Here is a 12,948-nt window from a genome sequence, read left to right as displayed (position 1 = left end):
TTCATGCGGAGACTTATTCTTCGACTTGGAGGATGGCCAGGAAGGCTTCTTGCGGCACCTCCACCGAACCGATTTGCTTCATGCGCTTCTTGCCGGCCTTCTGCTTCTCCAGCAGCTTGCGCTTGCGGCTGATGTCACCGCCATAGCATTTTGCCAGCACGTTCTTGCGCAGGGCCTTGATGTTCTCGCGCGAGATGATGTTGGCGCCGATGGCCGCCTGGATGGCCACGTCGTACATCTGGCGCGGGATGATCTCGCGCATCTTGGCGGCCACCTGGCGACCGCGGTACTGGGACTGGGCCCGGTGCACGATCAGCGACAGCGCGTCGATGCGGTCGCCGTTGATCAGCATGTCCACCTTCACGACGTCGGACGCGCGGTATTCCTTGAACTCGTAGTCCATCGACGCATAACCGCGCGAGACCGACTTCAGCTTGTCGAAGAAGTCCAGCACGATCTCCGCCAGCGGGATCTCGTAGGTCAGCATCACCTGCCGGCCGTGGTAGGCCATGTTCAGCTGCACGCCGCGCTTCTGGTTGGCCAGCGTCATCACCGCGCCGACGTACTCCTGCGGCATGTACAGGTGGACCGTCACGATCGGCTCGCGGATCTCGGCGATCTTGCTCTGCTCCGGCATCTTCGAGGGGTTCTCCACCTCGATCACCGTGCCGTCGCCCAGTTGGACCTCGTACACCACGCTGGGCGCGGTCGTGATCAGGTCCTGGTCGAACTCGCGCTCCAGGCGCTCCTGCACGATCTCCATGTGCAGCAGGCCGAGGAAGCCGCAGCGGAAGCCGAAGCCCAGCGCCTGGGACACTTCCGGCTCGAAGCGCAGCGACGCGTCGTTGAGCTTGAGCTTCTCCAGCGCGTCGCGCAGCTGGTCGTACTCGCTGGCTTCGGTCGGATACAGGCCCGCGAAGACCTGGGGCTGGATCTCCTTGAAACCGGGCAGCGCCTCGGTGGCCGGACCCAGGTTGTTGGGGAGCTTCTTTTCCAGCGTGATGGTGTCGCCCACCTTCGCCGCGGACAGCTCCTTGATGCCGGCGATGATGAAGCCGACCTCGCCCGCGTTGAGCTGGTCGCGGTTCTCCGACTTGGGCGTGAACACGCCCAGGTGCTCGGCCGGATAGATGGCGTTCGTCGCCATCATGCGGATGCGTTCGTTCTTCTTCAGCGTGCCGTCCACCACGCGGACCAGCATCACCACGCCGACGTAGTTGTCGAACCAGGAGTCGATGATCATCGCGCGCAGCGGCGCCTCGACCGTGCCCTGGGGCGGCGGCATGCGGGTGATGACCGCCTCCAGGATCTCGTCGATGCCCATGCCGGTCTTGGCCGAGCACGGGATCGCATCGGTGGCGTCGATGCCGATGACTTCCTCGATCTCCGCCTTCGCGCCGTCCGGGTTGGCCGACGGCAGGTCCATCTTGTTCAGCACCGGGACGACTTCGACGCCGAGCTCCAGCGCGGTGTAGCAGTTGGCCACGGTCTGCGCCTCGACGCCCTGGCTGGCGTCGACCACCAGCAGCGCGCCTTCGCACGCCGACAGCGATCTGCTCACTTCATACGAGAAGTCGACGTGGCCCGGGGTGTCGATCAGGTTCAGGTTGTAGACCTGACCGTCGCGCGCCTTGTACTGCAGCGCGGCGGTCTGCGCCTTGATCGTGATGCCGCGCTCGCGCTCGATGTCCATCGAGTCCAGCACCTGCGCTTCCATCTCCCGATCCGACAGCCCGCCGCAGCGTTGGATGATCCGGTCGGCCAACGTGCTCTTGCCGTGGTCGATGTGGGCAATGATGGAGAAATTGCGGATGTGGTTCATGGACTCGGACGGAGACCGCGCGGTTCGTCCGCCACTTCTCAGCGACGCTCGAGCGGCGCACGCTGATGCATGCTGAACATGCTGGGACGGTCGATCGAGGCGGTGATGCAGGGCCCTTCGCAGGACCTGAACGGGACATAAAAAAAAGGCACGTCTAAACGGTGACGCGCCTTCCAACAAAACGTATGGCAACTGCTTGTTGGGCTTTCATTGTAGCCAAAAGCACCGCCCTGGAAACCGCATGGATGCGAGCTTCTCGCGCGTTGCCCTTCGCCAACAGCGATTTTGTACACAGGTTATCCACAAAACTTGAGGACATCCTGTGGATCGCTGAGCCCATCAAAATGATGCCTTCCGATTCACCGTCGGAACAGCGACAAAGCTGGCCGAACGCGGCTCGATTGTAGCGGAGCGGGGCACCAATACCCCGCCTTGGTCACATCCGTTAGCAAGCACCAACCGACGTCCAGTTGTGCACCGGATCACCGGCCGCCGGCTGGATTTTCCGTATTGTGGAAAGCCCCATGCCGGCGGTGGGTTGACGGCAAGCGCCTCAGCCCTTGCCCGGCTTCAGCACGACGTAGGTGGCGACCTCGCCCCGGCGCACCAGCATCTGGAGCGACTTGCCCTTCTCGAGCTTCGCCAGCGCCGCCTGGAACTGCTTGACCGTCTTCACCTCGGCGTTGTTGGCCGAGAGGATGACGTCGCCGGTCTTCAGGCCTGCCCGTGCGGCGGGACCGTCGACGGTGTCGATGCGCAGGCCGCCATCGACCTTGAGCTCCTTGCGCTGCGCGTCGGTCAACTCGCTCACCGTCAGACCCCAGGCCGACGCGCCGGTCGCGGCGGGCGCCTCCGCCTCCGGGGTCGTGGCCGCGCGGTCGTCGGGCAACGCATCGAGCGTCGCGCTCAGGTCCTTGTAGGCGCCCCGGCGGAACACCTGCAGCGGCACCTTGGTGCCCGGCTTGGTCGCCGCGGCCAGACGGCGCAGGTCGACCGCCTTCTCCACGGTCTTGCCGTCGAACTTCGTGATCACATCGCCGAGCTGGAGGCCGGCCTTCTCGCCAGGGCCCGCCGGCGTGATGCGGCTGATCAACGCGCCTTGCGGCTTGCCCAGGCCGATGGCCTCGGCGACTTCCTTGCTGACGTCGTCCGGATAGACCCCCAGCATGCCGCGCGTCACGCGGCCGCCGGCGCGCAGTTGGTCGGCCACGCGCATCGCCTCGTCGATCGGGATCGCGAACGAGATGCCCATGAATCCGCCCGACTGGCTGTAGATCTGCGAGTTGATGCCCACCACCTCGCCGCGCAGGTTCAGCAGCGGACCGCCGGAGTTGCCCGGGTTGATCGCGACGTCGGTCTGGATCAGCGGCAGCAGGTCGCCGGTGTCGCGCGCCTTGGCGCTGACGATGCCGGCCGTCACCGTGTTGTCGAAGCCGAACGGTGAACCGATGGCCATCACCCACTCGCCGACCTTGAGCTTGCCGACGTCGCCCATGCGCAGCATCGGCAGGTTGCTGGCCTCGATCTTGAGCACGGCCACGTCCGTGCGGCGGTCCAGGCCGATCACCTTGGCCTTGAACTCGCGCTTGTCCGTCAGCGTGACCGTCACCTCGTCGGCATCGTCGACGACGTGCGCGTTGGTCATCACGAAGCCGTCAGCGCCGATCACGAAACCGGAACCCAGCCCGCGACGTTGCGGCGCGTCGTCATCATCGTCGTCGTCCGGGGTCGGCGCGGGCGCGGGAGCGGCTCCCGGCGGCGTGCGACGCTGCGGCGGCACGGGGATCCCGAAGCGGCGCAGCAGTTCGCGCATCTGCTCGTCGATCTGCGCGTTGGCGACCTTGACCTTCTCCGACGTCCGGATGTTGACGACGGCAGGACCGGCCTGTTCGACCAGGGCGCTGAAGTCCGGCAGCGCACGCGCCAGCTCGGGCGCGGCGACCGGCACCGAACCGGCGACAGGGGCCACCGGCGTCGCGGGCGCGGCGGGCTTGGCCGCCGTCTGCGCGGCCGCGCCGAGCGAGGCGCTCAGGAGGGCGGCACCGGCGAGCGCCAGGGCAAGACGTCGAGGAGAACAGGTGCGGTCGGAATTGAGCATGAACACTCGCAGGTGGCGATGCAAAAACGAAAGGCCCACATCATGCCCGGATTTCAACAAGGACATGGTGTCAGCCTGCAGCGAGGAACAGGTGGAGGCGCAGCGGCGCCCATTGCGCTTCGTGCGCGCTGCGCGACAGTGCGATCCAGCGCTCCGGCGGCTTGCGACCGCGAACGCCTTCAGCGTCGATCGCGGCATTCAGCCGCAGCAGCATCCACTGTTCGAAGTCGATGACGACGTCCGGCGTGATGGCAAGCGGCTCTCCCGTACGTTGCCACCACCATTGCGCGCCGTCCCAGCGCAACACGGCCCGGCTCGGCACGCGGACCGGCAGTGCGGCGCCCGCCAGGCTCGCGAGCAGAAGCCCGAGCCACGGCCCGATGCCGTCGGCGACGCCCGCGTGAAGCGCCACCGCGACAAGCGCCGCGGCCACGCCGCCGCACAGCGTCGCGCGCTGCACGCGCACCCAGCGCGGATCGTCCGCCAATGAAAAACGCCGGGCAGTTGCCCGGCGTGATGTCGATCGGTCCGGCGTCATGGGTCGCCGTCCTTCTCGTGTTTGTGCTTGAGCGCTCGAGGCGATCAGCAGCGCAGGCGATCAGACCCGCTTGAAGATCAGCGTCCCGTTCGTACCGCCGAAACCGAAGTTGTTCTTCGCGGCGTACTCGATCGGCATCTTCCGCGCCTCGTTGGCGCAGTAGTCCAGGTCGCACTCGGGATCCTGGTTGAAGATGTTGATCGTCGGCGGAGCGACCTGATCGTGCAGCGCCTTGACGGTGAAGACGGACTCGATGCCGCCCGCGCCGCCCAGCAGGTGACCGGTCATCGACTTGGTCGACGACACCACCAGGCCGTTCTTCGCATGCGCGCCGAAGGCCTGCTTGATCGCGTTGGTCTCGTTCGCGTCGCCCAGCGGCGTGGACGTGCCGTGCGCGTTCATGTACTGGATCTGGTCCGCGTTCAGCCCGGCATTGCGCAGCGCGTTGCGCATCGAGCGCGTCGGGCCGTCCACGTCGGGCGCGGTCATGTGATACGCGTCCGCGCTCATGCCGAAGCCGACCAGCTCCGCATAGATCTTGGCGCCGCGCTTCTTGGCGTGTTCGTACTCTTCGAGCACCAGCACGCCGGCCCCCTCACCCAGCACGAAGCCGTCGCGATCCTTGTCCCAGGGACGGGACGCGGTCTTGGGGTCGTCGTTGCGGGTGGACAGCGCGCGGGCCGCGGCGAAACCGCCGACGCCCAGCGGCGACACCGTCGACTCCGAACCGCCCGCGACCATGACGTCGGCGTCGCCCGCCTCGATCATGCGACCGGCCGTGCCGATGCTGTGCAGACCCGTCGTGCACGCCGTCACGATGGCCAGGTTCGGGCCCTTGAAGCCGCACTGGATCGAGACGTGGCCCGAGATCATGTTGATGATCGAGGCTGGCACGAAGAACGGACTGATGCGGCGCGGGCCGCGATTGGTCAGTTCCGCGTGGGTCTCCTCGATCATCGGCAGACCACCGATGCCCGAGCCGACGAGCACGCCGATGCGCTCCGCCAGTTCCGGGCTCAGCGCGTCGCCGGTGGGCAGACCCGCGTCGCGGACCGCCTGCAGCGAGGCGGCCAGCCCGTAATGGATGAACGTGTCCATGTGCCGGGCTTCCTTCGCGGGGATGTACTCATCCACCTTGAAGTCCTTGACCTCGCCCGCGAAGTGGCAAGACAAGACGCTGGCATCGAAACGGGTGATGGTGTCGATGCCGGACCGACCGGCCACGATGTTGGCCCAGCCCTGCTCGACCGTGTTGCCCACGGGCGAGATCAGGCCGAGTCCGGTGACGACGACGCGACGACGGCTCATGCTGCTTGCTTACGCCTTCTGGTGCTTGACCGCGTAGTCGATGGCCAGCTGCACGGTGGTGATCTTCTCGGCCTCTTCGTCCGGGATCTCGATGCCGAACTCGTCTTCGAGGGCCATCACCAGTTCCACGGTGTCCAGAGAATCAGCGCCCAGATCGGCGACGAAGGCCTTTTCATTGGTCACATCGGCTTCGGGCACGCCGAGCTGCTCGGCGATGATTTTCTTGACACGTGCTTCGATATCGCTCATGACTCCTCCAGGAGGGGGTGGTTTGCTAGAACAACCCGGGATTCTAAGGCCTTAGAGTGGCGCCCCTAGTCGGACCTCCCGAGGCGCGTCTTCCACGATGGATACGGCGCGCGCTCGCACTCTATCAGCCCTACACCGGCCGGGTGAATCCGGTGGGTGGCCCGCCCACTGGGGGCGGCGTCCACCTCAATTCATGTACATGCCGCCGTTGACGTGCAGCTCCACGCCCGTGATGTAGCCGGCCTCCGGGGAAGCCAGGAACGCCACGGCATGGGCGATCTCGGCCGGATCGCCCAGGCGGCCGGCCGGGATCTGGGCCAGCAGCGCGGTCTTCTGCGCCTCGGGCAGCACCTCGGTCATGTCCGTGGCGATGAAGCCGGGAGCCACGCAGTTGACGGTGACCGAGCGGCTGCCGAGCTCACGGGCCAGGGCACGCGTCATGCCCGCGACGCCGGCCTTGGCGGCCGCGTAGTTGGCCTGGCCGGCATTGCCGGACGCGCCCACCACCGAGGTGATGTTGATGATGCGGCCGTAGCGCTGCTTCATCATCGGGCGCATCACGGCGCGGCTGGCGCGGAACACGGCCTTCAGGTTGGTGTCCAGGACGGCGTCCCAGTCCTCGTCCTTCATGCGCATGGACAGCATGTCCTTCGTGATGCCGGCGTTGTTGACCAGCACCTGGATGCCGCCGTCCTGCTTGACGATCGAATCGATCAGCGCGTCGAGCGCCGCGCCGTCGTTGACGTTCAGGACCGCGCCACGACCGCCGTGCGGCGCCAGCGCTTCAGTGATGGCCTGGGCGCCGGAGTCGCTGGTCGCGGTGCCAATCACGACGAAGCCCTTCTGGGCCAGCGTCAGCGCGATCGCGCGGCCGATGCCACGGCTGGCGCCGGTCACCAGCGCCACGTGCTTGTTGTCGGGCTTGTTGTCGGACATGGGAAACCTCGGAAGGGATTCGGAAAGAGGAAGACGCCGGCTCAGGCCAGCAGCGCCTTGGCTTCGGCCAGCGAAGCCGGGTCCAGCACCGTGGCGCTGACCAGGTCGGCATCGATGCGCTTGGCCATGCCGGCCAGCACCTTGCCGGGGCCGCATTCGATGACGGTCGTCAGGCCGCGCGCCTTGAGCGCCTGCACGACCTCGACCCAGCGCACCGGGCCGAAGGCCTGGCGGAACAGCGCATCGCGCAGCGCCTGGGCGTCGTCGGTCACGGCGACGTCGATGTTGTTGATCACGGGGAAGGCGGCGGACTGGAACGGCACCGCCGCGAGCTTCTCGCGCAGGCGCTCGGCGGCCGGCTTCATCAGGCTGGAATGGAACGGCGCCGACACCGGCAGCGGCAGCGCGCGCTTCGCGCCGGCGGCCTTGAGGGCCTCGTTGGCCTTCTCCACGCCGGCCTTCGAGCCGGCGATCACCGTCTGCTTCGGGTCGTTGAAGTTGACGGCCTCGACGACCTCGCCCGATTCGGCGGCGATCTTCTGGCAGACCTCGCGGACCACCGCGGCGTCCAGGCCCAGGATGGCCGACATGGCGCCGGTCCCCACGGGCACGGCCTCCTGCATCGCCTGGGCGCGGAAGCGCACCAGCGGCAACGCGTCGGCCAGGCTCAGCGCGCCCGCGGCGACCAGCGCCGTGTACTCGCCCAGCGAGTGGCCGGCGGCGGCGGCGGGCACCAGGCCGGTCTCGGCCATCCAGGCGCGGTAGCAGGCGATGCCGGCGGTCAGCATCACCGGCTGGGTGTTGGTCGTCAGATCCAGCTGTTCCTTCGGACCGTTCTTGATCAATGCGCCGATGTCTTCGCCCAGCGCGGCCGAAGCCTCCGCCAAGGTGCGGGCGATTTCCGGATGATCGCCCCAGGCGTCCAGCATGCCGACCGACTGCGAGCCCTGGCCGGGAAAGACGATTGCGAAGTTCTTGCTCATGGTTCGAGTCCGAGACTATCTACGAGGAGGGAGAAGCGCGCGTGACAGCAGCGCGGCACCTCGGGTGCCGCCGTTGCGCGAGCGGATCCGGCCACCACGATCCGGCGCCGGAACGGCTTCGGGAATCAGAAGTCCAGCAGCACCGCGCCCCAGGTGAAGCCACCGCCGACGCCTTCCAGCATCACCGTGTCGCCGCGCTTGATCTTGCCGGCGCGCACCGCGACGTCGAAAGCCAGCGGAATCGACGCGGCGGACGTGTTGCCGTGCTCGTCGACGGTCGCGATCAGCTTGTCCAGCGGCATCTTCAGCTTCTTGGCCGTGCCCTGCATGATGCGGATGTTGGCCTGGTGCGGGATCAGCCAGTCGATGTCGGCATCGGTGCGTCCGGCCTTGTCGAGGACCGAGCGAGCGACCTTCTCCAGCACGCCGACCGCCAGCTTGAACACCGCCTGGCCGTCCATCTTCAGCAGCGGATGGCCCAGGACTTCACCGCCGGACACGGTGCCCGGCGTGCAGAGGATGTCGACGTGGCGGCCGTCGGCGTGCAGCTCGCTGGCGAGGATGCCGGGCTCGTCGCTGGCACCGACCACCACGGCGCCGGCGCCGTCGCCGAACAGCACGCAGGTCGTGCGGTCCTTGAAGTCGAGGATGCGCGAGAACACCTCGGCGCCGACCACCAGCGCCTTCGTCGCGGCGCCGGTCTTGATCATCGAATCGGCCACCGTCAGCGCGTAGACGAAGCCCGAGCACACGGCCTGCACGTCGAAGGCGGCGCAGCCGTGGATGCCGAGCTTCTGCTGCAGCAGGCAGGCGGTCGAGGGGAACACCATGTCCGGCGTGGACGTGGCGACGATGATCAGGTCGATCTCCTCGGCGCGCACGCCGGCGGATTCGAGCGCGGCGAGCGAAGCCGGCAGGGCTAAGTCGCTGGAGGTGACGTGCGGATCGGCGAAGTGACGGGCATGGATGCCGGTCCGTTCGACGATCCAGTCATGGGAGGTCTCGATCCCGTCGCGGGCCAGGCGTTCCGCCAGGGCCGAATTGGTGACGCGGTTCGCGGGCAGGTAGCTGCCCGTACCGAGGATGCGGGCGTGGCGCGTGGAAGCAGTGGTCATGCAGCGTGGGCGGCGGCGGCCGCCGTGTCTCCTGCATCGCCGCCCTCCTCATTGGCAGGCACGGGTAGCGCCTGCAGCGTCGCGACGATGCGATCGTGAACCCGGTCTAGGAGCCGGTTGCGGGCCGCATCATACGCCCGGTTCAATGCCTGCTCGAAAGCGAAGGCATCGGCCGAACCGTGGCTCTTGAAGACCAGGCCGCGCAGCCCGAGCAGCGCGGCACCGTTGAAGCGGCGATGGTCGACGCGGTTCTTGAACCGCTGCAGCACCGGCATCGCCAGCAGCGCGATCGCCTTCGTCCACCAGCTGCGGGTGAACTCCGCCTTGATGAAACTGGAGATCATGCTGGCCAGGCCTTCGGCCGTCTTCAGCGCCACGTTCCCGACGAAACCGTCGCACACGACGATGTCCGTCGTGCCCTTGAAGATGTCGTTGCCTTCCACGTTGCCGTGGAAATTCAACTGGTCATGCGAGGCGGCCTCGCGCAGCAGTTCGCCGGCGCGCTTGATCGTCTCGTTGCCCTTGATCATTTCCTCGCCGATGTTCAGCAGGCCGACCGTCGGGTTCTCCTTGCCATCCACCGCCGACACCAGCGCGCTGCCCATCACCGCGAACTGCAGCAGGTGTTCCGGGCCGCAATCGACGTTGGCACCGAGGTCCAGCACCGTGGTGAAGCCGCCGATCTGGTTGGGCATCACGGTGGCGATGGCCGGGCGATCGATGCCCTCGAGCGTCTTCAGCAGGTACTTCGCGACCGCCATCAGCGCGCCGGTATTGCCCGCCGAAACGCAGGCATGGGCCTGCGCGGGTGTGCCGTCCTTGGCCGGCTTGAGCTGCGAGAGCGCCACCCGCATCGACGAATCCTTCTTGCGCCGCAGGGCGACCTCGATGGGATCATCCATGCTGACGACCTCGCTGGCCGCGACGATGCGGGTGCGGGGCCAGGATTCAGCCGCCCTGAGGGCGTCGGGCAGACCGACCAGCACGAGTTCCGCCTGCGGATGCGCAGCGAGGAAGGCCTGGCACGCCGGGAGCGTGACGGCGGGGCCATGATCGCCTCCCATGCAGTCCACCGACAGGCGGAGCGGCTCGGCGGAAGGCGATGAGCGGGTGGCGGGAATTGCGGTCATCGAAACCTGAGAAGAACACCGGTCGAAGGTGCGACTGTAGCGACCTCGCAAGAAGCGTGCGCGACAAGGGAACCCTTCCGGAGGAAGGATCGGAAATGCGAAAGCCCGGCAACGCGTGATGCGGAACCGGGCTTGTCTTGCTTGTGCGACCAGGCGGAGGCCCGCGAGAGCCCTCCGGACCGGCTGATCGAATCGATCAGGCGGCGTCGGCCTTGGTCTTCAGCACCTTGCGGCCACGATAGAAGCCGTTGGGGCTGATGTGGTGACGCAGATGCACTTCACCGGTGGTCGGCTCGATCGCGGTGCCCGGGGTGACCAGGGCGTTGTGCGAGCGGTGCATGCCACGCTTCGACGGGGACTTCTTGTTTTGCTGAACGGCCATGATGGATTCTCCTAAAGGCTTCGGCTGGCTGGTGATTCGAGGTTGCTCGGGCTCTCGAGAGAACTCGAGCTGTGCCGCGGATCCGACGGGGATGCTCCCCGACGAGGACGCTCCGCTACCGACGCCTCGGTCCCGGTGACGCGCGCCCACGTTGGTTCACATGGACGCACTTCTATCCGGGAAAGCCGGAAACTATAGCACAGCCCCCGATGAGCTCGCAATTCCGGCGTACCGAAAATGCTTGCGGGAGCGATGACGCCCAGGCGGCGCCTGCGTCGCCGGGCGCCTCAAGCCTTGCCGCCGGAGCCCTTCTTCAAAGCCGCCAGCGCCGCGAACGGATTCGGCCGCTCCTCCGCCGGCACCTCGTCTTCCTCGACGTTCGCGTGCGGCAGCGGCTCCGGGCACACCTCGTGGCGCGGCACGACCGGCAGGGTCAGCAGCAGCTCGTCCTCGATCAGCTCGCGCAGGTCCAGGTGGCGCGGCAGGGCCAGGACGTCGTCGTCCGAATCCATGTCCATTTCCGCCGCCATGTCCTCGTCCTTGACGAAGCGGAACCAGCGCGACACCGCCAGATCTTCGCGCACCGGCTGAAGGCAGCGCTGGCAGGTCACCGCGACCTGCGCCTCGGCGGTCAGCTCCAGCCACGCCTGCGGCTCGCCGCCTTTGGGCGTGCGCAACTCGCCATGGGTGGACCAGGACACGGGCGGCCATTGGGCCGGATCGGACTCGGGCGCGGCAGCTTCTGCCAGGCGCGTCAGGCTGGTCGCGGGCCACTCGCCCTCCAGCGTGCCGCCCTCGCGGGCAAAGACTCCGACATCGAGCTTCAAGGGATCGAACGAACGCGGTTTCATGGGGCGCAAGTGTACGAGCGGCCTCCGCCCCGATGGGACAATCCCGGCCCATGACCGCCGCTTCCCCGCCTGCTCGTCCGCTCGTCCTGGGCTCGACCTCCCGCTACCGGCGCGAGTTGCTGGAGCGCCTGCGGCTGCCGTTCGAGACGGCAGCGCCCGACGTCGACGAGACCCCGCGGTCGGGCGAAACGCCGGAGGCCCTCGCGCGCCGCCTGGCCCTGGCCAAGGCTCGGGCGGTGGCGGCGCGTTTCCCGCAGGCGCTGGTGATCGGCTCGGACCAGGTCGCGGACCTGGACGGCCAGCCGCTCGGCAAGCCGGGCACGCATGAGCGCGCCGTCGAGCAGTTGCGCGCGATGCGCGGTCGCACCGTCGTGTTCCAGACGGCACTGGCCGTGGTCTGTGAGGCGACGGGCTTTGTCGCGGAAGACCTCGCGCCAGTGCGCGTGCGCTTTCGCGACCTGAGCGACGCCGACATCGAGCGCTACCTCCGCGCCGAACAACCCTACGACTGCGCCGGCAGCGCCAAGGCCGAAGGCCTGGGCATCGCACTGCTCGATGCGATCGACTCCGACGACCCGACCGCTCTGATCGGCCTGCCCCTCATCCGCACCGCGACACTGCTGCGTCGGGGCGGACTGGACGTGCTGAGCCTGCTGCCCTGAACCCGTTTTCTTGAATCAGCTTTTCCGAGAACAACACCGAGAACAACAATGACCCGCGGCCGCCTCTTCCTCGTCCCCAACACCCTCGACTTCGGCATGAACGGCCAGGAGGTCGACCTGCGCGAGGTCCTTCCGGATGCGGTGCTCGTGCGCGCCGCCTCGATCACGCACTGGGCCGCCGAGAACGCCAAGACAACGCGCGCCTTCCTCAAGCGCGTCGGCGCGATCCATCCGCTGGCGGTGCCGCTGCAGGAGCAGCACATCGAGGAACTGCCGCGCCCGCCCAAGGGCCGCGGCCCAGCGGCAGGCGCCGCGACGAGCTCGTCCAGCGAAGAGAAGCTCTGGCTGGCGCTGCTGGAACCGGCGATGTCCGGTCACGACATCGGCCTGATCTCCGAGGCGGGCATGCCCGCCGTGGCGGATCCGGGCGCGAAGCTGGTCGCGGCGGCCCACGCCGCGAAGGTGCAGGTCGTGCCGCTGACCGGGCCAAGCTCGTTGCTGATGGCGCTCGCCGCCAGCGGACTGAACGGCCAGAGCTTCGCCTTCGTCGGTTATCTCCCGCTGGACGGGGCCGAACGCACCGCGCGCATCAAGGCGCTGGACAGCTTCTCGGCGCGCGAGCAGCAGACGCAGTTGATGATCGAGACGCCTTATCGCAACGGCGCGCTGCTGCAGGCGCTGCTGGCGGCACTGAAGCCGGGCTCGCTGCTGTCGGTCAGTTGCGGATTGAGCCTGAAGGACGCGTGGACGCATACGGCCACGGTCGAACAATGGCGTCAGGCGCCGAAGGCGCTGCCGGAAAAGGTGCCGGCAGTGTTCGCGATCCTCGGCGCACGCTGATCGGAACGGACCGATCAGGATTCGCCGATCACGG

At 67.5% G+C, this 12,948-nt stretch carries 13 protein-coding genes; 2 read left to right on the top strand and 11 right to left on the bottom strand.

The annotated features are described in order from the left end of the window. Positions 1-13: 13 nt before the first annotated feature. From lepA to ACQ4L4_RS26935, 11 genes are all read right to left on the bottom strand, one after another. Positions 14-1,822, bottom strand: coding sequence for a translation elongation factor 4 (gene lepA, locus ACQ4L4_RS26985; RefSeq protein ID WP_377157387.1), 1,809 nt, complete (start codon positions 1,820-1,822; stop codon positions 14-16). A gap of 553 nt (positions 1,823-2,375) precedes the next feature. After that, the gene (locus ACQ4L4_RS26980) at positions 2,376-3,920 is read right to left on the bottom strand and encodes a DegQ family serine endoprotease (protein WP_431101868.1); all 1,545 of its coding nucleotides are present in this window, start codon (positions 3,918-3,920) and stop codon (positions 2,376-2,378) included. 70 nt (positions 3,921-3,990) lie between these two features. Continuing rightward, positions 3,991-4,458 carry a hypothetical protein gene (locus ACQ4L4_RS26975; RefSeq protein ID WP_431101867.1) on the bottom strand — a complete coding sequence of 156 codons (468 nt, stop codon included), beginning with the start codon at positions 4,456-4,458 and terminating at the stop codon, positions 3,991-3,993. Positions 4,459-4,518: 60 nt separating this feature from the next. Continuing rightward, entirely contained in the window at positions 4,519-5,766 is a 1,248-nt protein-coding gene (gene fabF / locus ACQ4L4_RS26970; RefSeq protein WP_431101866.1) for a beta-ketoacyl-ACP synthase II, read from the bottom strand. A gap of 9 nt (positions 5,767-5,775) precedes the next feature. Continuing rightward, positions 5,776-6,015 carry an acyl carrier protein gene (acpP, locus tag ACQ4L4_RS26965; protein WP_058936430.1) on the bottom strand — a complete coding sequence of 80 codons (240 nt, stop codon included), beginning with the start codon at positions 6,013-6,015 and terminating at the stop codon, positions 5,776-5,778. Between the two features lie 186 nt (positions 6,016-6,201). Further along, positions 6,202-6,951: a 3-oxoacyl-ACP reductase FabG gene (fabG, locus tag ACQ4L4_RS26960; RefSeq protein WP_431101865.1), complete on the bottom strand. Its 750-nt coding sequence runs from the start codon at positions 6,949-6,951 to the stop codon at positions 6,202-6,204. A 41-nt stretch (positions 6,952-6,992) separates the two neighbouring features. Further along, the gene (fabD, locus tag ACQ4L4_RS26955; RefSeq protein WP_431101864.1) at positions 6,993-7,934 is read right to left on the bottom strand and encodes an ACP S-malonyltransferase; all 942 of its coding nucleotides are present in this window, start codon (positions 7,932-7,934) and stop codon (positions 6,993-6,995) included. Between the two features lie 125 nt (positions 7,935-8,059). Further along, positions 8,060-9,049 carry a beta-ketoacyl-ACP synthase III gene (locus ACQ4L4_RS26950; RefSeq protein ID WP_431101863.1) on the bottom strand — a complete coding sequence of 330 codons (990 nt, stop codon included), beginning with the start codon at positions 9,047-9,049 and terminating at the stop codon, positions 8,060-8,062. Beyond that, positions 9,046-10,179, bottom strand: coding sequence for a phosphate acyltransferase PlsX (gene plsX / locus ACQ4L4_RS26945; RefSeq protein WP_431101862.1), 1,134 nt, complete (start codon positions 10,177-10,179; stop codon positions 9,046-9,048). The genes ACQ4L4_RS26950 and plsX overlap by 4 nt, the downstream gene beginning before the upstream one ends. A 196-nt stretch (positions 10,180-10,375) precedes the next feature. Further along, the gene (gene rpmF / locus ACQ4L4_RS26940; protein ID WP_067065736.1) at positions 10,376-10,561 is read right to left on the bottom strand and encodes a 50S ribosomal protein L32; all 186 of its coding nucleotides are present in this window, start codon (positions 10,559-10,561) and stop codon (positions 10,376-10,378) included. A 287-nt stretch (positions 10,562-10,848) separates the two neighbouring features. Continuing rightward, the gene (locus tag ACQ4L4_RS26935) at positions 10,849-11,412 is read right to left on the bottom strand and encodes a YceD family protein (RefSeq protein WP_431101861.1); all 564 of its coding nucleotides are present in this window, start codon (positions 11,410-11,412) and stop codon (positions 10,849-10,851) included. Positions 11,413-11,462: 50 nt separating this feature from the next. Here ACQ4L4_RS26935 and ACQ4L4_RS26930 point away from each other — a divergent pair, with 50 nt between their 5' ends. Together ACQ4L4_RS26930 and ACQ4L4_RS26925 are read left to right on the top strand one after the other, a co-directional pair. Then, on the top strand, positions 11,463-12,074 hold the full coding sequence (locus ACQ4L4_RS26930; RefSeq protein WP_431101860.1) for a Maf family nucleotide pyrophosphatase: 612 nt from the start codon (positions 11,463-11,465) through the stop codon (positions 12,072-12,074). Positions 12,075-12,122: 48 nt separating this feature from the next. Continuing rightward, on the top strand, positions 12,123-12,914 hold the full coding sequence (locus ACQ4L4_RS26925; protein WP_431101859.1) for an SAM-dependent methyltransferase: 792 nt from the start codon (positions 12,123-12,125) through the stop codon (positions 12,912-12,914). The last annotated feature ends 34 nt before the right edge of the window (positions 12,915-12,948 follow it).

Source organism: Roseateles noduli, assembly GCF_050626985.1.
Lineage (GTDB): Bacteria > Pseudomonadota > Gammaproteobacteria > Burkholderiales > Burkholderiaceae_C > Roseateles > Roseateles noduli_A.
Note: the sequence above shows the minus strand (reverse complement) of the source record. Positions and strands in the feature narration are given on the sequence as shown.